At 69.6% G+C, this 22,261-nt stretch carries 19 protein-coding genes and 2 pseudogenes; 11 read left to right on the plus strand and 10 right to left on the minus strand.

The features are described from left to right. Positions 1-73 precede the first annotated feature (73 nt). Positions 74-511, minus strand: a complete 438-nt coding sequence (locus tag ACJ512_RS08120; protein WP_407688301.1) for a hypothetical protein — start codon at positions 509-511, stop codon at positions 74-76. A 285-nt stretch (positions 512-796) separates the two neighbouring features. Here ACJ512_RS08120 and ACJ512_RS08125 point away from each other — a divergent pair, with 285 nt between their 5' ends. Continuing rightward, entirely contained in the window at positions 797-1,597 is an 801-nt protein-coding gene (locus ACJ512_RS08125) for an SDR family NAD(P)-dependent oxidoreductase (protein WP_407688300.1), read from the plus strand. After that, complete coding sequence (locus ACJ512_RS08130) at positions 1,598-2,542, plus strand: phosphotransferase family protein (protein WP_407688299.1); 945 nt, start codon at positions 1,598-1,600, stop codon at positions 2,540-2,542. Positions 2,543-2,632: 90 nt separating this feature from the next. Here the strand turns inward: ACJ512_RS08130 and ACJ512_RS08135 are convergent, their stop codons facing one another. The 5 genes from ACJ512_RS08135 to ACJ512_RS08155 form a co-directional block, all read right to left on the minus strand. Next, positions 2,633-3,931, minus strand: a complete 1,299-nt coding sequence (locus ACJ512_RS08135; protein ID WP_407688298.1) for an acyl-CoA dehydrogenase family protein — start codon at positions 3,929-3,931, stop codon at positions 2,633-2,635. Then, a complete protein-coding gene (locus tag ACJ512_RS08140; protein WP_407688297.1) occupies positions 3,932-5,080 on the minus strand; it encodes a CaiB/BaiF CoA transferase family protein in 1,149 nt (382 codons plus the stop codon). Further along, the gene (locus tag ACJ512_RS08145; RefSeq protein ID WP_407688296.1) at positions 5,077-5,850 is read right to left on the minus strand and encodes an enoyl-CoA hydratase/isomerase family protein; all 774 of its coding nucleotides are present in this window, start codon (positions 5,848-5,850) and stop codon (positions 5,077-5,079) included. The genes ACJ512_RS08140 and ACJ512_RS08145 overlap by 4 nt, the downstream gene beginning before the upstream one ends. Then, positions 5,847-7,004 carry an acetyl-CoA C-acyltransferase gene (locus ACJ512_RS08150; protein ID WP_461480104.1) on the minus strand — a complete coding sequence of 386 codons (1,158 nt, stop codon included), beginning with the start codon at positions 7,002-7,004 and terminating at the stop codon, positions 5,847-5,849. The genes ACJ512_RS08145 and ACJ512_RS08150 overlap by 4 nt, the downstream gene beginning before the upstream one ends. A 264-nt stretch (positions 7,005-7,268) precedes the next feature. Beyond that, positions 7,269-7,526 carry a response regulator gene (locus ACJ512_RS08155; RefSeq protein ID WP_407688295.1) on the minus strand — a complete coding sequence of 86 codons (258 nt, stop codon included), beginning with the start codon at positions 7,524-7,526 and terminating at the stop codon, positions 7,269-7,271. A 232-nt stretch (positions 7,527-7,758) separates the two neighbouring features. On the opposite strand from ACJ512_RS08155, the pseudogene ACJ512_RS08160 reads away from it, so the two are divergent. Then, a pseudogene (locus ACJ512_RS08160) lies at positions 7,759-8,286 on the plus strand (zinc-binding dehydrogenase); the annotation flags it as partial. A 19-nt stretch (positions 8,287-8,305) separates the two neighbouring features. Here the strand turns inward: ACJ512_RS08160 and ACJ512_RS08165 are convergent. The 4 genes and pseudogenes from ACJ512_RS08165 to ACJ512_RS08180 form a co-directional block, all read right to left on the minus strand. After that, positions 8,306-9,760, minus strand: coding sequence for an MFS transporter (locus tag ACJ512_RS08165; protein ID WP_407688294.1), 1,455 nt, complete (start codon positions 9,758-9,760; stop codon positions 8,306-8,308). Between the two features lie 25 nt (positions 9,761-9,785). Then, positions 9,786-9,899: pseudogene (locus ACJ512_RS08170) on the minus strand (polyphosphate kinase 2); the annotation flags it as partial. 60 nt (positions 9,900-9,959) lie between these two features. Next, on the minus strand, positions 9,960-10,625 hold the full coding sequence (locus ACJ512_RS08175; RefSeq protein ID WP_407688310.1) for a nitroreductase family protein: 666 nt from the start codon (positions 10,623-10,625) through the stop codon (positions 9,960-9,962). Positions 10,626-10,636: 11 nt separating this feature from the next. Then, positions 10,637-12,151 carry an Hsp70 family protein gene (locus ACJ512_RS08180; protein WP_407688293.1) on the minus strand — a complete coding sequence of 505 codons (1,515 nt, stop codon included), beginning with the start codon at positions 12,149-12,151 and terminating at the stop codon, positions 10,637-10,639. A 292-nt stretch (positions 12,152-12,443) separates the two neighbouring features. Here ACJ512_RS08180 and ACJ512_RS08185 point away from each other — a divergent pair, with 292 nt between their 5' ends. The 8 genes from ACJ512_RS08185 (at position 12,444) to ACJ512_RS08220 (ending at position 22,257) form a co-directional block, all read left to right on the plus strand. Next, positions 12,444-13,949, plus strand: coding sequence for an FAD-dependent oxidoreductase (locus ACJ512_RS08185; RefSeq protein WP_407688292.1), 1,506 nt, complete (start codon positions 12,444-12,446; stop codon positions 13,947-13,949). 260 nt (positions 13,950-14,209) lie between these two features. After that, positions 14,210-15,985 carry an IS1634 family transposase gene (locus tag ACJ512_RS08190; RefSeq protein WP_461479765.1) on the plus strand — a complete coding sequence of 592 codons (1,776 nt, stop codon included), beginning with the start codon at positions 14,210-14,212 and terminating at the stop codon, positions 15,983-15,985. 257 nt (positions 15,986-16,242) lie between these two features. Next, a complete protein-coding gene (locus tag ACJ512_RS08195; protein WP_407689566.1) occupies positions 16,243-16,731 on the plus strand; it encodes a CAP domain-containing protein in 489 nt (162 codons plus the stop codon). A 147-nt stretch (positions 16,732-16,878) separates the two neighbouring features. Then, a complete protein-coding gene (locus ACJ512_RS08200; RefSeq protein ID WP_407689567.1) occupies positions 16,879-17,589 on the plus strand; it encodes an MlaE family ABC transporter permease in 711 nt (236 codons plus the stop codon). Beyond that, positions 17,586-18,434 (plus strand): ABC transporter permease, encoded by an 849-nt coding sequence (locus ACJ512_RS08205; protein ID WP_407689562.1) that lies wholly within the window; start codon positions 17,586-17,588, stop codon positions 18,432-18,434. The genes ACJ512_RS08200 and ACJ512_RS08205 overlap by 4 nt, the downstream gene beginning before the upstream one ends. A gap of 4 nt (positions 18,435-18,438) precedes the next feature. Next, positions 18,439-19,896 carry an MCE family protein gene (locus tag ACJ512_RS08210; RefSeq protein WP_407689563.1) on the plus strand — a complete coding sequence of 486 codons (1,458 nt, stop codon included), beginning with the start codon at positions 18,439-18,441 and terminating at the stop codon, positions 19,894-19,896. A gap of 19 nt (positions 19,897-19,915) precedes the next feature. Beyond that, positions 19,916-20,944 carry an MCE family protein gene (locus tag ACJ512_RS08215; RefSeq protein ID WP_407689564.1) on the plus strand — a complete coding sequence of 343 codons (1,029 nt, stop codon included), beginning with the start codon at positions 19,916-19,918 and terminating at the stop codon, positions 20,942-20,944. Beyond that, the gene (locus tag ACJ512_RS08220; protein ID WP_461480025.1) at positions 20,941-22,257 is read left to right on the plus strand and encodes an MCE family protein; all 1,317 of its coding nucleotides are present in this window, start codon (positions 20,941-20,943) and stop codon (positions 22,255-22,257) included. The genes ACJ512_RS08215 and ACJ512_RS08220 overlap by 4 nt, the downstream gene beginning before the upstream one ends. Positions 22,258-22,261: the final 4 nt, after the last annotated feature.

The following is a 22,261-nucleotide window of genomic DNA, read 5'->3' on the forward strand; positions in this document are numbered from 1 at the left end:
TCCCGGTGTACGAACCCCATGTAGGTGTACACGACGGGGACGTGCGGGCGGTCACCCGTCGCGCGTGGCGCCGCTACGTGTCGATGACGTCGGGGACCGCGCGCAGCGGTGGCCATACGCCCCGCGTGAGGCCGAAGCCCACGTGCGGGTCCGCGACGTCCGCGACGACCCGGTAGGCGTCGGCGTACTGAACCGCGAGCGTTACCAGCCGCATCCACGTGACGGGGTCGTTGCGGGTGGCTCCGAAATCGAAACCGAACCGCGGGCCGTCGAGCACGAATCGGACGCGGCCGGCGAAGGCGTCGGCCGACACCGTCAGCAGCGCGGGACCCGGCTCGATGCGGTATTCCTCGTGCAGGCCCAGCGCGGGGCTCGGCTCCGGTGCGGGGCCGGCATCCACGAGGTAGTCGCAATCGGCGAGCGCCGCGAAGACGGCCCGCGCCGAGACCCGGTAAAGGGCGCCGAATTCGATGGCGGACCCCGCGGCGGTGCGCAACGAGAAGACGATCACGATGGACGAACGATAATCACGGTGGGTTGCTCTCCTCTGCGCCGCTGCCGTCCCGATGGCTCGATCAGCAGGCCCGGAGTCTACGGGCGCGCGGCCGCGTGCGCGGCCCCGGCGGGCGATGATTTCGTCGGGGGTCACATGCCTTTCGTCGGGCGGATAGGACGTGGCGGTGCGGCCGGCCGGGCCGGGCGGGGTCGACACGCCGGCCGCACTTTGCCAGCGTCGCCGATAATGGCATTCTCTAGATCGGAGAAGCCGTTTTCGGGCGGCTGGAGGAGGTCGAGAATGAACGCCGGTCAACGGTGTGACGGGATGGTGGCGCTGGTCACCGGGAGCAGCCGCGGGCTGGGCAAGGCGATCGCCGAGCGACTGGCGGCGCGGGGTGCCACGGTCGCGCTGACCGCCCGCACCATGGACCCCGACCCCAAGTACCAGGGATCGCTGCGCCAGACCCGCGACGAGATCGCGGCCGCCGGCGGCCGCGCGGTGGCGATCCAGGCCGACCTGTCCCAGTCCGGCGAACGCGAACGGCTCTACGCCGAGGTGCACGACACCGTCGGCGCCCCGGACATTCTCGTCAACAACGCCGCCGTGACGTTCCTGCGGCCCCTCGACGAATTCCCAGAGAAGCGGGTGCGGCTGATGATGGAGATGCACGTCCTGGGACCGCTGCACCTATGCCAGTTGGCGATCCCGGCGATGCGCCGGCGCGGACGGGGCTGGATCTTGAATCTGACCTCGGTGGGCGGCGACCTGCCAGCGGGGCCGCCGTTCTCCGAGTTCGACCGCGGCGCCGGTTTCGGTGTCTACGGGACGGCCAAGGCCGCCCTCAACCGGCTGACCAAAAGCCTTGCCGCCGAACTGTACGACGACGGCATCGCCGTCAACGCCGCCGCCCCGTCCGACCCGGTGGCGACGCCCGGGGCCGGCACCCTCGACCTGGCCAAGACCGACACCGAGGACATCGAGCTGATCACCGAGACCGCTTTCCGGTTGTGCACCGGCGATCCGAAAACCCTGACCGGCCGCATCGCGCACACCCAGTCGTTCCTCGCCGAGGCCGGCTGGACCCAGCCCGCCGTCTGAATGGCCGACCTGGACCTCGACGAGCTGCGCGGTCGCCTCGCCGGCGCCGGCGTCGGCGACGTCCGCCCACTCGCCGGGGGCGCCTCCAGCCTCACCTTCGCCGCCGCGATGGGCGGCCGGCCCGTGGTGGTCAAGGTCGCCCCGCCGGGTGTCGAGCCGATCGGGCACCGCGACGTGCTGCGGCAGGCGCGCATCATCAAAGCGCTTGCGGCAAGCGATGTTCCCGTGCCCGCCGTGTTGTGGGAGGATCCCGGCAGCCCGCCGCTGTTCGTGATGTCGCGCGTCGACGGCGACTGCGTGGAGCCGCTGTTCGACGGTTGCCCGCCGGGCACCGGCCTGGCCGACCGCTACCGCAACGCCTGCCGGGCCATGGCCGCCCTGCACCGCCTCTCGCCGGCGGCGCTGGGGCTGGCCGACGAACCGGTCGTCGACCCGGGCGCCGAAGTCCGGCGCTGGTGCGACACCCTGGGCACCGTCGACCCGGCGCTGGTCCCCGGGTGGCAGGACGTGCGCGATGCGCTGCTGGGTTGCGCGCCCGAAGCCACGGGGCCCGGCGTGGTTCACGGCGACTTCCGGCTGGGCAACCTGGTCGCCGTCGGGGCCCGCATCGACGCAGTGATCGACTGGGAGATCTGGTCGATCGGCGACCCGCGCATCGATGCGGGCTGGTTTCTGATCAACTGCGATCCGGACACCTATCGTCGCGTGTCACGCGACGATGTCGCCCCACCGGTCGCCGAGCTGGCCGCGATCTACCGCGACCGGCTGGGCCGCGCCGTCGGCGACCTGGACTGGTTCACCGCGCTGGCCTGCTTCAAGTCGGCGGCGACGTGGTCGCTGATCGTCAAGCACAACCGCCGCAGGCGTTCGCCGCGGGCCGAACTGGAAGCCATGGCGCCCACGTTGCCCCGGCTGCTGCAGCGCGCCGAGGCGATGCTGCGTTAGCACCCGCGAGGGTGCGCAGAATGCCATGGTGCAGCGGCGTGTCGCGTGCAGACACGCACGCTCGCGCAACGTCTGGGATGGCCGGGGCGGCTACGTGCGCGGGATGCCCGCCAGCTTGTCGGCGAACTTCGCCTCCGCGGCCGCACGCAGCCGCAGCAGATGCTCGGACGGGAACAGGTCGGGAGCGGGCCGACGGTCTTTGAGCAGCTGGCGCGCCAGCGTCACCTTGTGCACCTCGGTGGGGCCGTCGGCCAGGCCGAGCACGAAGGACTCCACCAGATACTGCACGAACGGCATCTCGTGGCTGGTGCCCAGCGATCCGTGCAGCTGCAGCGCCCGCGCCGACACGTCGTGCAGCACCTTCTGCATCATCGCCTTGACCGCGGAGATGTCGGCCCGCACCGCCTGGTAGTCGTTGAACTGGTCGATCTTCCAAGCGGTTTGCAGGGTCAGCAGCCGGAAGGCCTCGATCTCCATCCACGAGTCGGCCACCATCTCCTGGACGAGCTGCTTGTTGGCCAGCACCTCGCCCTGGGTGTAGCGCGACACCGCCCGCTCGCAGATCATGTCGAAGATCCGCCGCACCAATCCGACCGTGCGCATGGCGTGGTGAATACGCCCGCCACCCAGGCGGGTCTGGGCGACCACGAAGGCGCCACCGCGCGGGCCCAGCATGTGGTCTCCCGGCACGCGCACGTTCTCGTAGCGGACGTAGCCTTCCCGACCGCCGCCGCCCAGCGGCTGATAGCCGAGCCCGACGTCGCGCAGAATGTTGATGCCCGGGGTGTCGCCGGGCACGACGAACATCGAATACCGCTGGTACGGCGGCGCGTCCGGGTCGGTCATCGCCATCACGATGAGGAACGACGCCATCGACGCGAACGAGGAATACCACTTCTCCCCGTTGATGATCCAGTGATCGCCGTCGGGCACGGCGTTGGTGCGGAACACCTTCGGGTCGGCGCCGCCCTGCGGCTCGGTCATCGAGAAGCAGGAGACGATGCGGTTGTCCAGCAGCGGCTCGAGGTAGCGCGCCTTGAGCTCGGGCGTGCCGTAGTGCGCGAGGATCTCGCTGTTGCCCGAATCGGGTGCCTGGGAGCCGAACACGATCGGCGCGCACTCCGAGCGGCCCAGGATCTCGTTGAGCAGCGCCAGCTTGACCTGACCGTAGCCGGGGCCGCCCAGGTGCGGCCCGAGGTGGGTGGCCCACAGCCCGCGCTCCTTGACGATCTCCTGCAGCGGCGGGATCAGCGCCTGACGCACCGGGTCGTTGAGGTCGTGGGATTCCTTGACGATCAGGTCGATCGGCTCGCACTCCTCGCGCACGAAGTCCTCGACCCATTTCAGCTGCGCCGCCCAGTCCGGGTCGGTGGAGAACTCCCACGCCATCTATCGTCCCTTCCGGTTGCTCTGGGCCACCACGCCGGCATCGACGAGGGCGGTGACGGCCTCGGGCTCTAATCCCAGTTCGCGCAGCAGCGCACGCGTGTGATCGCCGGGCAGCGACGGGGCGCCGGGCGCCGCGGGCGGGGTGCGCGAGAAGCGCGGCGCCGGCGCGGGCTGGGTGACACCGGCGACGTTGACGAACGTCCCGCGCGCGGCCAGGTGCGGGTGCTGCGGCGCCTCGGACAGCGAAAGCACCGGTGTCGCACAGCATCCCGGCGAGTCGAGGATGCGCTCCCACTCGTCGCGGGTCTTCTCGGCGAAGCGGGCGGCCAGCGTGGCGCGGTGTGCCGCCCAGGTCGCCGGCGCGTCCTCGTCGTGGGGCACGCCGACGCCGAGCCGATCGCACAGTTCGGCGTAGAACTTGGGCTCCATCGCGCCCACCGCGACATGACGGCCGTCGGCGGTGGGGTAGACGCCGTAGAAGTGGGCGGCGCCGTCGAGCAGGTTGTCCTGGCGGCGGTCGCGCCAGGTGCCGACGGGCACCATCCCGAAGTACGGCGCCAGCAGGGTGGCCACGCCGTCGACCATGGCCACGTCGAGCACCTGACCCGCACCGGACTCGCGGGCCTCGAGGATCGCGCTCAAAAGGCCGACCGCCAGCAGCATCCCGCCGCCGCCGTAGTCCCCGACCAGGTTCAGCGGCGGCACCGGCGATTCGGCGGTGCCGATCCCGTGCAGCGCGCCGGCCAGGGCGATGTAGTTGATGTCGTGGCCGGCGTGCCCGGACAGGGGCCCGTCCTGCCCGTAGCCCGTCATGCGGGCATACACCAGCCGGGGGTTGCGCCCCAGCAGCGCGTCCGGCCCGATGCCCAGCCGCTCGGCGACCCCCGGCCGGTACACGTCGACGAACGCGTCGGCGCCGGCGGCCAGGCGGTGCACCAGGTCGCGGCCGCGGGGATCCTTGACGTCGGCGGCCAGCGACCGCTGGCCGCGCCGCACCGTGTAGTCGATGGGCAGCGGGCCGTCCACGCCGGCCAGGGAGTCGACGCGGATCACGTCGGCGCCCAAGTCGCCCAACAGCATCCCGCAGAACGGGGCGGGACCCAGCCCGCCCATCATCACGACGCGCACGCCGGTCAATGGGCCGCTCATGTGGCCCACTTCGCGCGGCGGTCGGCCGCCTCGTCGGTGGCGTGGGCGAGGACCTGGTTGCGGTTCTCCAGCTCCAGCGCCGCGGACAGGCTCGCCGCGTCGGTGTTGACCTGCAGCGCGCGCTTGGTCAGCTGCACACCCAGCGGGGCGAGACCGGCGATCAGGGTGGCCAGTTCCACGGCCCGCTCGAGCAGCCGGCCGGGTTCGACCATCTCGCTGACCAGGCCGCGCCGGTCGGCCTCCTCGGCCGGCACCGTGCGCCCGGTCAGCATCCAGTCGGCGGCCACGCTGGTGCCCACGATGCGGGGCAGGTGATAGCTCATGCCCATCTCGGCGCCCGAGAGCCCCAGCAGGATCGCGGCGTTGCCGAACGACGCCGCGGCCGAACAGATCCGGATGTCGGCCGCCAGGCACAACGCCAGGCCGGCGCCGACACAGGGGCCGTTGACCGCGGCCACCACGGGCTGCGGCAGTCCGCGGACCGCTTCGGCGAGGGCGGCCATGCGCTCCTGGAAACGCAACCGGTCCAGCGCGGGCGCGGAGGCCTCCAGCATCGCGGGCCCGAAGTCGCGCATGTCGATTCCCGCGCAGAACCCTCGTCCGGCACCGGTGAGCACGACGGCCCGCACGGAGTCGTCGCCGGCCAGATCGGCCAGGGTACGGCGCAACTCGGACTGCATCTCCTCGTTGACGGCGTTGAGGCACCGCGGCCGGTTCAGGCGGACGACGACGACGCCGTCGCGCGGCCGGTCGAGCTCCAGGGTGCTCACGCGCGTTCGATGATCGTCGCGGTACCCATGCCGCCGCCGGTGCACATGGTCACCAGACCCGTTGCCAGATCACGGCGTTCGAGCTCGTCTAGCAGGGTGCCCAACAGCATCGCGCCGGTGGCGCCGATCGGGTGGCCCAGGGCGATGGCGCCGCCGTTGACGTTGACCCGCTCGGGGTCGAGGTCGAGGTCGCGCATCGTCTTGAGCGGAACCGCGGCGAAGGCCTCGTTGATCTCCCACAGGTCGATGTCGGCCACGCTCATGCCGGCGCGGGCCAGGCAGCGCTGCGCCGCGGGCCCGGGCGCGGTGAGCATGATGATCGGCTCGCTGCCGACCGCCGCCGTGGCGCGGATCTGCGCACGGGGTGAAACACTTTGAGCCTGAATCCAGTTCGCGGAGGCGACCAGCACGGCCGCGGCGCCGTCGACGACCCCCGACGAGTTGCCCGCATGGTGGACGTGCTCGACGTGGTCGATGCCCGGGTAGCGCCGCAGGCAGATCTCGTCGAAGGTCAACCGCTCGCCCTCGGCGCGGGCCGCGCCCATCGCGGCGAAGGCGGGCTGCAGGCGCGACAGCGTCTCGGCGGTGGTCCCGGGGCGGGGATGCTCGTCGCGTTCGACGCAGCCGTCGGGGGTGGTGACCTCGACCAGGGACCGCTCGAAGCGGCCGTCGTCGATCGCCGCGGCGGCCCGGTGCTGGCTGCGCGCCGCATAGGCGTCGACGTCGTCGCGGCCGAACCCTTCGAGGGTGGCGATGAGGTCCGCCGAAATTCCCTGCGGGACGGTCGGGTAACGCTTGCGGAAGTCGGGGTTGTCGCCGTCGATCGTCGGGACCCCGGCCGTGGCGTCCCAACGGGACATCGACTCGACGCCGCCGGCGACCATCAGGTCCTCGCTGCCGGCGGCGATCGCCGTCGCCGCGACGGTGACCGCCTGCTGCCCCGAGCCGCAGAACCGGTTCAGCGTCATCCCGGGGACGGTCTCGGGCCAGCCGGCCAGCAGCACCGACAGGCGCGCGATGTCGTCGGCGTGGTCCCCGGACAGGATGCCGTTGCCGGCGATGACGTCGTCGACGTCGGCCGGGTCGAACCCGGTGCGCTCGGCCAGTGCGGTCAGGCACCGGGCGAACAGGGCTTGCGGGTGTACGGCGTGCAACGCCCCGTCGGGGCGGCCGCGGCCGCGGGGTGTGCGTACCGCGTCGAGGATCCAGGCGTCGATGTCGGGCTCCAATCTTCCTCAGCCGATCGTAAGGCGTCTCTCAATCATGGAGAATAGCCTTCTCCTGAAAGGGGAAGCCGTTCTCGGCGGTCTCGGCCGCCCGCCGCCCGGAACGCGATTGCCGGCGGCTTGCGTCGAACATGCGCTTCGACGCCGGGGAGCTGATCTGCCGTGAAGGCCAGCCGGCCGACCACTTCCACCTCATCCGCGCCGGCAGGATCGCACTCGAAATCGCCGTGCTCGGCCGCGGCGGCCTGACGATTCAGACGCGGTCTTGGGCAGGAAGCCGTCGGCCCCGGCGCACAACGCCTCCTCGGCCAGCTGCACGTCGTCGGTTCCCGACAGCGCCAGGATCCGGGTGCGCGGATGGCGGGCTTTGATGTGCCGGATCGCGGCCACCCCGCCCAGCGGCGGCATGGACAGGTCGATGATGGCGATGTCGGCGTCGCAGCGGGCCACCAGGTCGGCGGCTTCCTCGACGTAGGCGGGTCTGGCCGCCCACGCTGAACAACTCGCCCCATTCGCGGGTCAGCGGCAGGGCCAGGCCCTGCGCGAAAAGCTCGTGGTCATCCACGATCACCACGACGTATGGCGAGCGCGTCATTGCCGCGATGCTAGCCGTCACCCTATGGTCAGCCCGATGAACCGCTCGATCGGCTCAGAACCGCGGTGGACCTCGGCGGCGAGTGTGGGCGGGATCGGCATGAACGCGGTGCAGGGCGCCCGGATCGCGGGCGCCCGCGTCATCGTCGCCCTCGACCCCGTCGACTACAAACGCGGACGGTCCCCCGAGTTCGGGGCGACCCACACCACCGCGACCGTCGACGAGGCGCGGGCCCTGGTCACCGACCTGACCCGCGGCCAGATGGCCGACGTCTGCGTGGTCAGCACCGACTCGGCCGAGGGCGCACACGTGGCGCAGGCGCTGAGCCTGGTCGGCAAGCGCGGCCGGGTGGTGATGACCGCGATCCCGCATCCCGCCGACACCTCTGTCGACATGTCGCTGTTCGATCTGACCCTGTACGAAAAGCAGTTGCGCGGATCCCTTTTCGGATCGTCGAACCCCAGGAGCGACATCCCGCGCATGCTCGACCTGCACCGCGCCGGACGGCTCAAGCTCGACGAACTCGTCACCCGCGAGTGCACCCTCGAGGACATCAACACCGGCTACGCCGACATGCACGCCGGGGTGAATCTGCGCGGACTCATCCGGCTCTGAGTTCGGCGGCGCGAGCCCCTCACGCGCCGCCGACGCGCTCCAGGTCGACGCCTCTGGTCTCGATTCTGAAGAGGAACGTCACCGCGGCGCCCGTCAGGAACGCGCCGACCAGGATCCAGAGCGCGGCGGCGGTGCCGATGGAGTCGAGCAGGATCGGGAACAGGAACGCGGCCGTGACCGCGGCGACCTTGGCGAAGGAGGCGGCAAACCCCGCGCCCTTGCCGCGGACCCGGGTGGGAAAGACCTCGCCGGCCACCAGGTAGGTCATGGAGTTGGGGCCCAGGTTCGACATGAAGTAGAACAGCGTGAAGCCCGCGAGGAGCAGCGTCGTGTCGTTGCCGCCGGAACGGAGCGACAGGGCGGCCAACGCCAGGCCCACCGCACAGCCCAGGAAGCCCAGGATCTCCAGCCGCATGCGCCCCGCCCTGTCCACCACCACGATTGCGGTCACGACGCCGAGGACGAACAACACGTCCATCAGGGCCGAACCCTTGATCCCCAGGATGTCGTTGTGGACGGTGCCGGGCAGCGTGTGCGCCTGCGATTTGGTGCCGATGAGCGCGGCCAGGATCGTGGGCGTGAAGATGCCGATGCCGTAGACACCGAGATCCTGCAGGAACCATGGAACGGAGGCGAGGACGGTCGCCCGGCGGTTGCCCGCGGTGAACAGCGCCCGGTAGCCGCTTTCCGGCTTGGCGGCGGTCGCGCCGCCCGGGCGGCGCAGCGATACCCGCTGCGGGTACTGCGGGTCGCGGGCCAGCAGCTCGCGGGTGGCCTTCTCGGCGTCGGCCGTCCGGCCCCGCGACAACAGCCACTGCGGGCTGTCGGTGACGGAGAGCCGACCGGCGACGACCAGGACCGCCGGCACGATCGCGACGCCGTACATCCAACGCCACGCCGTGACGTCCGGGTTCTGGTAGAGGATCACGAAACCGACTCCCGTGCCGACCAGCGCGCCCACGGCCTGGAACGCGAACGCGCTCAACACCAGCCGGCCGCGCAGCGACGACGGCGTGCTCTCGGCGATGACCATGTGCGCGGTCGGGTAGTCGCAGCCCAGGGCCAGCCCGGCGCCGAACAGGAAGACCACCAGCAGCACGAAGTCGGGTGACATGGTCAGCGCCACCAGGAACACCGAGAAGATGATCATCTCCACGACGAACATGCGCTTGCGCCCGTACCTGTCGGCCAGGCCGCCCAGGGCGCTGGCCCCGACCAGGATGCCCGCCAGTGAGGCCGCGGTGACGAAGCCCTTGTCGGAGGCGGCCAGGTGGAACTCGATCGAGATCAGCGGCAGGGCCACCCCGGTCATGAAGACCACCATGCCCTCGAAGAACTTTCCCGCCGACGCGAGCGCCCATATCCGCAGCTGCATCGAGGTCATCGGCGTGGCGGGCGTCTCGGTGCCATTCGGCCACCGCGGCCGTTCGTCGATGTACTCCTGAACTGTCTTGCAGTGAGAATCGTTGTTCATCATAATGTTTCGTCGCCCGTCCCGGTCAGTCGGCCAAGGCCCGCCCGACGATCAGCGGGTCGGGCTCGCCCACCGCCTCCTCGTCTGTGTCCTGGTAGTCGCATCTGGCGAGCAGGTGGCGCATCGCGTTGACGCGGGCGAACAACGGCGCCATTCATGAGCACTTCCCGCGCGGTCGCGGGGGTAAACGGCGGCGGCCTCAGCCCTCGAACGCGGGGCCGTCGAAGCGTTCGCGGGTGACGAACTCCGCGACCGGCCGGCGGCGCAGCCTGGTCGGCCGGCGGGTGGGTTTGCCCAGCGGCACCAGCGCGGCGACCGCGTGCGTGTCGGGGATGCCCAGCAACGCTCGGACCCGGTCCTCGGCCGCGATGGCCATCGTGGTGATCGTGCCGCCGTAGCCCTCGCCGCGGGCGGCCAGCAGGATGTTCCACACCAGCGGGTAGACCGAGGCCCCGCCGGCGATGCCGACGCGGTCCAGCTCCTGGTCGAGGGCGGCGACCACGCCCAGGTCGACGGAGATGACCAGCAGGACCGGCGCGTTCGCCAGCGGCGCGACGAACGTGTCGGGAATCTCGGTCGCGTCGATGACGTCCCGGGGCACACCGCTGGGCTGCAGCGGGTTCCACGGGCTCTCGCCCGCGGTGAGCTGGGCGAAGTAGCGGCGGGCGGCGGGCGCGCCCAGCTCGGCGAGCCGGCGACGGGTCTGAGGGTCGCGCACGACGGTGATGTGTGCGCCCTGACGGTTGCCCCCGCTGGGGGCGAACCGGGCGTTGTCGAGGATGCGCCACAACACGTCGTCGGGCAGCGCGTCGCCGGTGAACTCGCGCGCCGCGAACGCGGTCCGCATGACGTCGTAGAGGTCCATGGCGGGCCGGCTCACGACGCCGCGGCGGCGCGCCGCTCCAGCCGGAAGGTGCGCCGGAAGCCGGCCGGCTGCGTGGTGAGCGTGACCTCCACCGCACCGCCGGGCGCGATTTCGTAGCGCTCCTCGACGTCCGGCCCGTTGGTCCAGGGGCCGACGGCGTGCCGCCCGAGATCGGCGCGGTCGTACAGGGCCGGGTCGAACGGGAAGTACACCGGGTCGTACGGCATCACGTCGCCGTCGGGCCGGCCGTCGACCATGCGGCTGCACTCCACGAACCGGAAACACCCGATGTTGTGCGCGGCCCGGTAGGTGCGCCGGACGACCAGCGGGGAACGCCTGTCGGCCGGCAGGGGCGCGTCCTTGGGCACGATCGGGTCGAACACCACGCCGGTCCCGGCCTCGGTCTCGCGGAACACCCCGAAGTGCCGCGAGAAGCGTTCGGAGAGCTCGAAATCGGCCTCGGTGTCGAGGTAGACGGCCAGCCCGATGGCCGTCGCCGCGAACGGATGCGGCGAGCGTTTCACGCGCTTCTCGCCGAAGGCCGCGCGCAGCACCCGCGAGACCAGCGGGAAGCTGCCCGCCCCGCCCACCACGTAGATGCCCGCCACCTCGGACGCCGTCACCTCGCCGGCGGCCGGGTCGTGCAGCACGCGACGCAGGATCTCGACGGTCTGGTCGACGAGCGGGGTGCACGCCGCGTAGACGTCGTCGATGCCGCAGGCGAACGGCGGCCGGTCGACCGCGGTGAGGTCCACCAGGAAGCGGCGGGTCTGCGGCCCGACGGCCTCCTTGCGGGCGGCGCACTCCTCCTTGAGCAGTTCGTAGCGCTCGTCGTCCACCGCGCCCAGCCCGGACCCGGCCAGCACCAGGTCGACGATGGCACCGTCGAAGTCGTCGCCGCCCAGCCGCTGGATGCCCTCGCTGAGGACGACGTCGTTGGCGGGCCCGGTCATCTTCAGCAGCGAGGCGTCGAAGGTGCCGCCGCCCAGGTCGTAGACGAGGACGTACTCGCGTCTGGCGGTGATGGTGGAGCGGTAGCGGTGGGCGTATTCCAGACTCGCGGCGGAGGGCTCGTTGAGCAGGGCCACGACGTGGAAGCCGGCCGCCACGAACGCGTCCAGGGTCAGGAAGCGCTGGGCGCCCGAGGCGTTCGCCGGCACGCTGATCGCGGCCTCGACGGTTTCGCCCGGCGCGAGCCCGGCGTTCGAGCGGTCGTCGAGGTCGGCCCTGAGCCGGGCCAGGAATCCGGTGAGCAGGTCGGTCAGGCGGTGGCTGCGCCCGGCCAGGGTCACCTCGGTCTGGGGGCCGGCGTCGTTGAGCAGACGCTTGAACGACCTCAGCACCGACCATCCCGGCTCGTGGCGGACCGCGGCGGCGTCCGGGCCGAACCGCAACTCTCCGGCGGCGTTCGCCGCGATGATCGAAGGCCAGGTGTCCGCCCCGTCGAAGGAGACGACCGGGTAGTTGCCCCTGTCGACGGCGGCAACGACGGTGTGGGTGGTGCCGAAGTCGATACCGACTCGCATCGCCCGATTTTAGGCCGCGCCACCGGTTTGGGCACACCCTTTTCCCGGCGTGGCGACGTGGGCCCCGGCTGCCGACGGTCCCCGGTGGGCACGGTCGGCAAGCGGGATGCCGTGGAGTCTGTTTGAATGAGTCCGCTCTGTCACGGGCTTATCGGCTGACTCCGGGGAGTCAGCCGCCTCTCAGCCCCGCCGGAGCGGTCCGTCTACCGGATCAGTGGGGGATGAAGGCAACCCGCCACCACTTTTAAGATCGTGTCGGCGGGCGGTCGCGCGCACCGGAAGCAGGGAGGCGATGATCGAATCCGTACTCGTCGTAGGCGGCGGCAGCGCCGGCCTGATGACCGCGCTTGCGCTCAAACAGAGGGCTCCCCGGCTCGAGGTCCGCGTCGTGCGCAGCAAGGACATCGGTGTGATCGGCGTCGGCGAAAGCACCACGCCGCAGATCGTCAACCTGCTGTTCGACTACCTGAAGCTGCCGCAGAAGCAGTTCTATTCGATCGTCCGGCCGACCTGGAAGACGGGCATCCATTTCCTGTGGGGGCCGCGCAAGTCATTCGACTACGGGTTCCAGTTCCAGCTCGACGCCTACTACACCGACCTGGATCGCTATAACGGCTTCTACTGCAGCGACGAGTTCGACAGCGTCGACATGAACGCCGCGCTGATGGCCCAGGGCAAGGCGTTCGAGCAGCATCCGGCCGGCGAGGGGCCGTTGGTCACGCCCAACGTGGCGCTGCACCTGTACAACCCCGCGCTGGTCGAGGCGCTGGAGGCCGCTTGCGTCGCGCGGGGCATCGAGCTCATCGACGCCCGGATCACCGGCGTGCCCGTCGATGAGCAGGGCGTTCAGTCCGTCATCCTCGAGGACGGCCGTGCGTTCTCGGCCGACCTGTACGTCGACGCGACCGGCTTTCGTTCCGAGTTGCTCGGCCGCGCGCTGGGGACGCCGTTCGTCCCCTACGACAGCGCGCTGTTCTGTGACCGCGCCATCGTCGGCAGCTGGGACCGGACCGACGAATTCATCTATCCCTACACCATCGCCGAGACGATGGAGGCCGGCTGGTGCTGGCAGATCGACCACGAGCACGCGATCAACCGTGGCTACGTCTATTCGTCACAGTTCCTCAGCGACGACCAGGCGCGCGAGGAGTTCGTGCAGAAGAACCCGAAGGCCAAGACGTGGGATCACGTCGTGAAGTTCCGCTCCGGGCGCTACGAGAAGGGCTGGGTCAAGAACGTCTTCGCGATCGGCAACGCGTGCGGCTTCGTCGAGCCGCTCGAGGCGACGGCGCTCATGGTCGCGTCGTCGCAGATCAAGGCGATGGTCGAGATGCTCGTGGAGTCGCGGCTCGACCCGACGCCGAGCCTGCGGGCGCTGTACAACACGCTGTTCGTCGACTGGTGGGACGGCATCAGGGACTTCCTGTCCATCCACTACCGGTTCAACACGCGCATCCAGAACGACTTCTGGACCGCGTGCTGCAACGAGGTGGACGTGACACCGGTGCAGCCGCTGCTGGACTTCTATCGCGAGAACGGGCCGACGACTTTCTGCCGGCACTATGTGACCAGCACGATCGGGCAGGACAATCAGTTCGGGCTCGAAGGACATCTGGTGATGCTGGTGGGGCAGAAGGTGCCCTATCGCGATGCGCATCCGCCGAGCGAGGCCGAAATGGCGATCTTCCGCCGGCACTGCGCGGACAACCGCGCCCGCGCGGCGAGCGGGCTGACGGTGGCGGAAGCGCTGCAATACGTCCACCGGCCCGACTGGCGGTGGCATTCCGACTCGCAGTAAGGCACGTGGCGGTTGACCGCGCGCGCGAGCAGCGCATACCGCACGCCCGGCGTGGCGAACCGGGCCCGCGCGGCGCACCCGAGCCGCTTTGGTGACTTTGGCCCCTACGCCACGACGCGCGTTAAACCGAAGTTACTGCGGGTTTTGAGGTGGTTTGGTGGCTTGACATGCGGTATTGGGCTGTTTGACATTTTGAATGTAGTCAAAATACTGGTGTGTCGCACCTGGTAAGTGGACCGTGATCAGCTATATTGCTGATTATGTCGCGCGGTAGTGGGAAAGTTCACGTAGTCAAAGTTCGGCGGTCTCATGTGAATAAGCAAGGCCAGCAGCGTGATTACGAATCGGTGTATTTACGCCGCACGTTCCGTGACGGCGCTAAGGTCCGCAACGAGACGGTGGCCAACCTGTCGATGTTGCCCGCGGAGACGATCGCCGCGATCGAGGCCACCTTGAAAGGCCAAACACTGGTGGCGGCGGGCTCGGAGTTCGACACCGTCCGTAGCTTGCCGCATGGGGATGTGGCGGCGGTGGCGGCGATGGCGGCCAAGGTGGGTATGTCCGCCCTGCTGGGTCCGGCATGCCGGTCACGGGATCTGGTGTTGGGGTTGATCATCTCCCGGGTGGTTCGGCCGGCGTCCAAGCTGGACACTGTGTCGTGGTGGGCTGACACCACCTTGGGTGCTGATCTGGGTATCGCTGGCGCGTCCACCGACGAGATCTACGCCGCGATGGACTGGCTGGTCGGGCGCCAAGACGGGATCGAAAAGAAATTGGCCGCCAAACACCTTGACCCGCGCGTCAACCCCTCGAAGATGGCGTTGTTCGACCTGTCGAGCACGTGGATGACCGGCAGCCACTGCGAGCTGGCGGCACGCGGGTATTCCCGGGACGGCAAAAAAGGGTTGCCGCAGATCAACTTCGGGGTGCTCGGTGACCGGGAGGGCCGTCCGGTGGCGGTGCGGGTGTTCCCCGGCAACACCGCTGACCCCACAGCGTTCACCAAGATCGTGGCCGATCTGCAAGACACGTTCAAACTCGATGATCTGGTGATGGTCGGTGATCGGGGCATGATCACCACCGCCCGCATCAACGCCCTGCGTGAACTCAACGAAGCGGGTGCGAGTTTCGGGTGGATCACCGCTTTGCGCAACCCGGCGATCGCCGCGCTGGCCGCCGACCAAGGACCCTTGCAGATGAGCCTGTTCGATCAGCAGGACCTGGTCGAGATCGCTCACCCCGACTATCCCGGTGAACGCCTGATCGCCTGCCGCAACCCGGCATTGGCTGACCAGCGTGCCCGCAAACGTACCCAGCTGTTGGCCGCGACCGAGAAACTGCTAGAACCCCTCACCAAGCGGGTGGCAGCCGGCCGGCTCGCCGGGGCCGCTGACATCGGCAAGGCGGTGGGCAAGGTGTTGGGAAAATACAAGATGGCCAAGCATTTCCACACCACCATCACCGACAGCGGTTTCACCTACCACCGCAACCAACACAACATCGATGCTGAAGCCGCCCTCGATGGCATCTACGTGATCCGCACCAGCGTCGACGCCACGGAACTGACCCCAGCCCAGGTGGTGGAATCCTACAAAAACCTGGCCAACATCGAACGTGACTTCCGCAGCATCAAAACCGACGACCTGCAAGTGCGCCCCATCCGCCACCGGCTGCAAGACCGCGTCAAAGCCCATCTGCTGATCTGCATGCTGGCCCGCTACCTGCTCTGGCACCTGCGTAAAGCCTGGGCGCCACTAACATTCACCGACGAAAACCCGCCGGTCCGGGACAATCCCGTAGCCCCCGCACAGCGCAGCACCGACGCCGCGGCTAAAGCCGCCACCAAACAAGACGCCCACGGCCACCCCTTACGGAGTTTCGCTGGCTTACTCCAACACCTCAAGACTTTGACCCGCAACAGGATCCGCTACCACAACACCGACATCGAGATCGACAAACTCGCCGACCCCACCCCCGAACAACGCCGCGCATTCGACCTCATCGAAGCCACCATCCCCCTCACCATCGCCGCATAGCCAGGTAGACAAACACCACACCACCAAACCCGCCAAAACCCCAGCTCAAACCAGGAAAACCCCTACCAAAGCAGCAGTAACTTCGGGTTAACGGGACGATCACGGCAGCGATTGCTCAGTTCGCGCCGGCCATCGGCTCGATTTCGGGCCGCCGCGCCGATCCCGGATGACGCGGAAGGGGAGAACGCATGCGGCGGTTCGTGGCCGGCTTTCCCGTTTCCCCTGTGCGGCAACACGATGCGGCGCGCAAGGCGGTGATGCCCGCGCATGGAGTGCCGGCCGTTTGTATCGTCGCCGCGGTGCTCAACGGCGCGCCGGTCGCCAACGCGGACAACAAGCGGCTCAACGACGGCGTGGTCGCGAACGTCTACACCGTCCAGCACAGCGCGGGCTGCACCAACGACGTGCGAGTCGACCCGCGGCTGCGGTTGGCGGCACAGTGGCACACCGACGACGTGCTCGCCAACCGCGCCCTCGACGGTGACATCGGCTCCGACGGATCGACCCCGCAGGACCGGGCCGATGCGGCGGGCTACCGCGGTGGCGTGGCCGAGACCGTGGCGGTCAATCCCGCGCTGGCCATCAGCGGCCTCGAGGTCATCAAACAGTGGTACGCCAACCCTGCCTACCTGGCCGTCATGCGGAACTGCTCCTACACCCAGATGGGGGTGTGGTCGGAGAACAGCCTCGACCGCAGCGTGTTGGTCGCCGTGTACGGCGCACCGGCCGATCGGGCGCCGCGATGAGCCACGGTGCGGGCGGCATCGCCGATGTCACAAGCGGCTTCGGCTTCGGCGGGCGGTGACCACGTGTCCGTCCTCGACATCGCCCGGCAACGATTCCAGGGCGGGGCCGTCGTCCAACCGCTCCGTTCGGTCGGCGAGTTCTTCGCGATGTCACTGGACACGTTCGTCGCGATGTTCAAGCTGCCCTTCCCGTGGCGGGAGTTCCTGCTGCAGACCTGGTTCGTCGCGCGGGTGTCCCTGGTCCCCACGCTGTTGCTGACGATCCCGTTCACCGTCCTCGTGGTGTTCACCATGAACATCCTGCTGGTCGAGTTCGGCGCGGCCGACTTCTCCGGCACCGGCGCGGCGACCGCCTCGGTCACCCAGATCGGGCCGGTGGTGACCGTGCTCGTCGTCGCCGGCACCGGGGCCACCGCGATGTGCGCCGACCTGGGCGCCCGCGCCATCCACGACGAACTCGACGCGTTGCGGGTGATGGGTGTCGACCCGATCCGCAGGCTCGCCGCGCCCCGGGTGCTGGCGGCCACGGTGGTGGCGGTGTCGCTGGTGTCCCTGGTGACGCTCGTGGGGATGGCCGGCTCCTTCGTCTTCTCGGTGTTCGTCCAGCACGTCACTCCCGGTGCCTTCGCCGCGGGCATGACCCTGCTCACCCACCTGCCCGACCTCATCCTGGGACTGGTCAAGGGCGCGCTGTTCGGCATGGCCGCTGCGCTGATCGCCTGCTACAAGGGCATTTCCGTCGGCGGCGGGCCGCAGGGCGTCGGCAATGCCGTCAACGAGACCGTCGTGTATTCGTTCATCGCCCTGTTCCTCATCAACATCGTCGCGACGGCCGCCTATTACACGGGTCCCCAATGAGCACCGACGGCGCGGCGGCCGGCCGGCTCCACCGCGCGGCCGGCGGCATCGCGGGCGGCTGGAATCGCGTCGGCGCCCAGGTGGCCTTCTACGCCACGACCATCGCCGCGATGCGGACGGCGTTCGGCCGCTACGGCAAGGAGATCGTGCGCTTGGTCGCCCAGATGAGCCTGGGGACAGGCGCGCTGGCGGTGATCGGCGGCACGGTCGTGATCGTGGGATTCCTCACCCTGTCCACCGGTGCGGTCATCGCCGTGCAGGGCTACAACCAGCTTTCCGGCATCGGCGTGGAGGCGATGACGGGATTCATCTCCGCCTATGTCAACGTGCGCATCATCTCGCCGGCGGTGGCCGGCGTCGGCCTGGCCGCCACCATCGGGGCGGGCGCCACCGCCCAACTGGGCGCGATGCGCATCGCCGAGGAGATCGACGCGCTCGAGGTGATGGCGGTCCGGTCCGTGGCCTACCTGGTGTCCACCCGGGTGGTGGCCGGGGTCGTCGTGGTGATCCCGCTGTATTGCGTGGCGGTGGTGTGCGCGTTCCAGGCCGCGCGGTTCGGGACGACCGGCATCTACGGCCAGTCCACCGGCGTCTACGACCACTACTTCCGCACGTTCCTCAATTCCACCGACCTGCTCTGGTCTTTCGTCACCGTGATCGTCGCCGCGGTCGCGATCATGTTGGTGCACACCTATTACGGCTACACCGCCTCGGGTGGGCCCGCCGGGGTGGGCCAGGCGGTGGGGCACTCGGTACGCACCTCGCTGATCGTGCTGACGCTGATCGTGCTGGCGATTTCGCTGTCCGTGCACGGCCAGTCCGGTCACTTCAACCTGTCGGGATAGCGGGATGCCCGAATCACGCTCCCGGTCAATGCATCCCGCATGGTGGACGTTGATCCTGGTCGTCGCCACGATCGGTGTCATCGCGCTGACATCGGCGCTGTTCTCGGGCTCGTTCAAGTCCTACGTCGCGGTGACGGCGGTCTCCGACCGGGCGGGCCTGGTGATGGAGCACGGCGGCAAGGTCAAGATGCGCGGCGTGCAGGTCGGGCGGGTCAGCGCGGTCAGCACTCGGCGGGGCCGGGTCGACCTGACGCTGGAAATCTCTCCGGACGAGGTCGAGTACATTCCGGCGAACGTACGCGCCCGCATCCGGGCCACCACGTTGTTCAGCGCCAAGTACGTCGAGCTGGTCTACCCGCGCGACCCCAGCCGCGCACGGCTCGCCGCGGGGGCGGTGCTCCCGGTCGACAGCGTGGGCACCGAGGTCAACACCATGTTCGCCAACCTCGTCGGGGTTCTCGACCAGATCGATCCGGCCAAACTCAACGGGGTGCTCTCCGCGCTGGCCGAGGGCCTGCGCGGCCGCGGCGAGAGCATCGGGCAGGGCATCAGCGACGCCAACCAGGTGCTGCTGGCGGTCAATCCGCGCGCCGAGACCGTGCGGGCCGACCTCCGCGCAGTCACGCGGGCCGGTGACGGCTATAGCGCTGCGGCACAAGACATCCTGAGGTTGCTGGATGCGGGCAGCGTCACCGGCGCGTCCGTCGCCGATGCCGCCGACTCCGGCGCGTTGGACTCGTTGCTCACCTCGGTGACCGGCCTGTCGCGCAGCGGCATCGGCCTCGTCGGCCCGCTCAAGGGCGATCTCATCGAGGCCGTGCGCCTGCTGGACCCGACGACCGGGCTGCTGACGAAGTACAACCCCGCGCTGACCTGCATGCTGGTCGGCGCCAAGATCGCGCTCGACACCGGCTACCGCGACGCCACGGGCGGCGCCAACGGATACTCGCTGATCATCGACAGCTCCCCGCTGCTGGGCGCCGACCAGTACCGGTATCCGCAGAACCTGCCCGTCGTCGGGGCCAGGGGCGGGCCCGACGGCAAGCCGGGTTGCGGGTCGTTGCCCGATGTCGCAGCCGATTGGCCACTGCGCCAACTGATCACCAACACGGGCTGGGGGACTGGCCTGGACCTGCGGCCCAACCCCGGGATCGCTTTCCCGGGGTATGCCGACTACCTGCCGGTCACCCGGGGAGTGCCCGAACCGCCCAGCATCCGGTATCCGGGTGGGCCCGCTCCCGGGCCGATCCCGTATCCCGGCGCGCCGCCCTACGGCGCCCCGCAGTACGCACCCGATGGCACCCCGCTCTACCCGGGGCTGCCGCCGGCGCCGCCGCCGGGGGCGCCGCGCGAACCCGGTCCGCCACCGCCGGGATCCGAGCCGTTCGTCGTCCCGGCGCCAGCGCAGCGGCAACCCACCCCCGCGCCGCCGTTGCCCGACGCGGTGACACCGTCACCCTGACATCCGAAGACAGGCCACCATGAGAGAGAACTTGCCGGGGGCGATCTGGCGGCTGGCCGTGTTCATGGCCGTATGCGCGCTGGGCCTGGTCGCCATGCTGGCCATCTTCGCCGAGCTGCGATTCGGCAAAGAGGTGCCCTACCGGGCGCAGCTCGCCAACGTGTCGGGGCTCGAGCGCGGCAATTTCGTACGCATCGCCGGAGTCGAGGTCGGCAAGGTCGGCAACATCTCGATCCAGGACGACGGCACCGCCGTCGTCGAGTTCAGCACCGAGGACACCGTGGCCCTCACGGAGGGCAGCAGGGCGGTCATCCGGTATGCGAACCTGATCGGCGGTCGCTACCTCGCGCTCGAGGAAGGGGCCGGCAGCACCAGGCGCCTGCGGCCCGGTGCCACCATTCCGCTGGCCCGCACCGCGCCGGCGCTGGACCTCGACGCGCTCATCGGCGGCTTCCGCCCGCTGTTCCGCGCGCTGGACCCCGATCAGATCAACGCGTTGTCCAGCGAGCTGATCAAGGCATTTCAGGGCGAGGGCCCCACGCTCAGCTCGTTTTTGGCGCGGACCGCCGCGCTGACCCACACGCTCGCGGACCGCGACCGGCTGATCGGACAGGTCATCGTCAACCTGAACACCGTGCTGGGCTCGCTCGGCGACCAAAGCGCCCGGTTCGCGCAGTCCGTCGATTCGCTGTCGCAGCTGTTGGCCACGCTGGCCGAGCGCAAACGCGACATCAGCACCGGCCTCGCCTACGCCGACGCGGCCGCCGGGTCCGTCGCGGACCTGCTCGCCCACGGGCGGGCGCCGCTGTCGAAGGTCCTGCGCGAGTCGGACCGGACCGCGGCGCTGATCCTGGCCGACCGCGACTACTTCGACGATTTCCTCAACACGCTGCCGGACGCCTACCAGATGCTGAATCGGCAGGGCCTCTACGGCGACTTCTTCAGCTTCTACCTGTGCGACCTGCTTTTCAAGGTGAACGGCAAAGGCGGGCAACCGGTCTACGTCAAGGTGATCGGCCAGCCGTCGGGGAGGTGCACGCCGCGATGAAGTACTTTTCCGAGCGCAACCCGCTGATCGTCGGCGCGGTCGGCGTCGTCGTGGTCACCGGGGTGGTGGTGGCATCGCTGACCTACAGCAAGCTGCCCCTGTTCACATCCGCGCGCGACTACTCGGCCTACTTCGCCGAGGCGGGCGGCCTGTTGCCCGGCACCGCGGTGCAGGTGTCGGGGCTCAAAGCGGGGAAGGTCAACAGCATCGCCCTGGACGGGCCCCGGGTGTTGGTCAAGTTCGAGGTCGACAAACACATCCGCCTCGGGGATCGCACGGAGGCGTCGATCAAGACCAAAAGCGTGCTGGGCGCCAAGATCCTGGAAGTCAGCACCCGCGGCGGCGGCCGGCTGGCGGGGCCCATCCCGCTCGAGCGCACCACATCGCCCTACCAGTTGCCCGACGCGCTCGGCGATCTGGCCACCGCGATCAGCGGGCTGGACACCAACCGGTTGTCCGAATCGCTGGCCGTGCTGGCGGACACCTTCTCCGGCACCGCGCCCGACCTCAAGGTCGCGGTGGCCGGTGTCGCCCGGTTCTCCGCGACGCTCAACGACCGCGACGCGCAGCTGCGCAACCTGTTGGCCGAAGCCAACAAAGCGACGACCGTGCTGTCGCGTCGCAGCGACGAGATAGTGCGCCTCGTCGCCGACAGCAATGCGCTGCTCGCCCAGTTGCAGGGCCAGAGCCGCGCGCTGGACCGGATCTCGACCGACATCGCGGCGGCGAGCCGACAGATCAAGGGATTCATCGCCGACAACCGGCAGACCCTCAAACCGACGCTGGACAAGCTCGACGAGGCGCTGGGCATCGTCGACAAGCGCAAAGAGCGGATCCAGTTGGCGATCAAGAGGTTCGACCAATACGCCCTGTCGCTGGGCGAGTCGATGTCGTCGGGACCGTGGTTCAACTTCTACATTGCCAACCTGATCCCCGGTCAGTTCCTCCAGCCGTTCGTCGATGCCGCGTTCTCCGATCTCGGGCTGGACCCCAACGTGCTGTTGCCCTCGCAGCTCACCGATCCCCAGGTGGGGCAACCGGGCACGCCGCCGCTGCCGGTGCCCTACCCGCGCACCGGGCAGGGCGGCGAGCCGAGGCTGAACCTTCCCGATGCGATCACCGGAAACCCGGGCGACCCGCGCTATCCCTACCGCGAGCCGCCGCCGGCGCCCCCGCCGGGCGGGCCACCGCCGGGGCCGCCGGCGCTCGCGCCGGGGCAGACGGCCCCGCCGCCGGCCCCACCCTCGCCGTCGCCCGTCTACGTGCCGGCGCCCGGGGAGCCGCCGGCGCCCCCGAGGGCGGGGCAGCAATGAAAGT

It is taken from the genome of Mycobacterium cajalii (assembly GCF_045809005.2).
Classification (GTDB): Bacteria; Actinomycetota; Actinomycetes; order Mycobacteriales; family Mycobacteriaceae; genus Mycobacterium.

Coding starts and splice junctions, on each gene's coding strand:
- ACJ512_RS08210 (WP_407689563.1), top strand. CDS start 18,439: ATGCCCGAATCACGCTCCCGGTCAATGCATCCCGCATGGTGGACGTTG.
- ACJ512_RS08205 (WP_407689562.1), top strand. CDS start 17,586: ATGAGCACCGACGGCGCGGCGGCCGGCCGGCTCCACCGCGCGGCCGGC.
- ACJ512_RS08175 (WP_407688310.1), bottom strand. CDS start 10,625: ATGGACCTCTACGACGTCATGCGGACCGCGTTCGCGGCGCGCGAGTTC.
- ACJ512_RS08190 (WP_461479765.1), top strand. CDS start 14,210: ATGTCGCGCGGTAGTGGGAAAGTTCACGTAGTCAAAGTTCGGCGGTCT.
- ACJ512_RS08135 (WP_407688298.1), bottom strand. CDS start 3,931: ATGGCGTGGGAGTTCTCCACCGACCCGGACTGGGCGGCGCAGCTGAAA.
- ACJ512_RS08130 (WP_407688299.1), top strand. CDS start 1,598: ATGGCCGACCTGGACCTCGACGAGCTGCGCGGTCGCCTCGCCGGCGCC.
- ACJ512_RS08220 (WP_461480025.1), top strand. CDS start 20,941: ATGAAGTACTTTTCCGAGCGCAACCCGCTGATCGTCGGCGCGGTCGGC.
- ACJ512_RS08165 (WP_407688294.1), bottom strand. CDS start 9,760: ATGAACAACGATTCTCACTGCAAGACAGTTCAGGAGTACATCGACGAA.
- ACJ512_RS08140 (WP_407688297.1), bottom strand. CDS start 5,080: ATGAGCGGCCCATTGACCGGCGTGCGCGTCGTGATGATGGGCGGGCTG.
- ACJ512_RS08185 (WP_407688292.1), top strand. CDS start 12,444: ATGATCGAATCCGTACTCGTCGTAGGCGGCGGCAGCGCCGGCCTGATG.
- ACJ512_RS08200 (WP_407689567.1), top strand. CDS start 16,879: ATGTCACTGGACACGTTCGTCGCGATGTTCAAGCTGCCCTTCCCGTGG.
- ACJ512_RS08180 (WP_407688293.1), bottom strand. CDS start 12,151: ATGCGAGTCGGTATCGACTTCGGCACCACCCACACCGTCGTTGCCGCC.
- ACJ512_RS08215 (WP_407689564.1), top strand. CDS start 19,916: ATGAGAGAGAACTTGCCGGGGGCGATCTGGCGGCTGGCCGTGTTCATG.
- ACJ512_RS08195 (WP_407689566.1), top strand. CDS start 16,243: ATGCCCGCGCATGGAGTGCCGGCCGTTTGTATCGTCGCCGCGGTGCTC.
- ACJ512_RS08125 (WP_407688300.1), top strand. CDS start 797: ATGAACGCCGGTCAACGGTGTGACGGGATGGTGGCGCTGGTCACCGGG.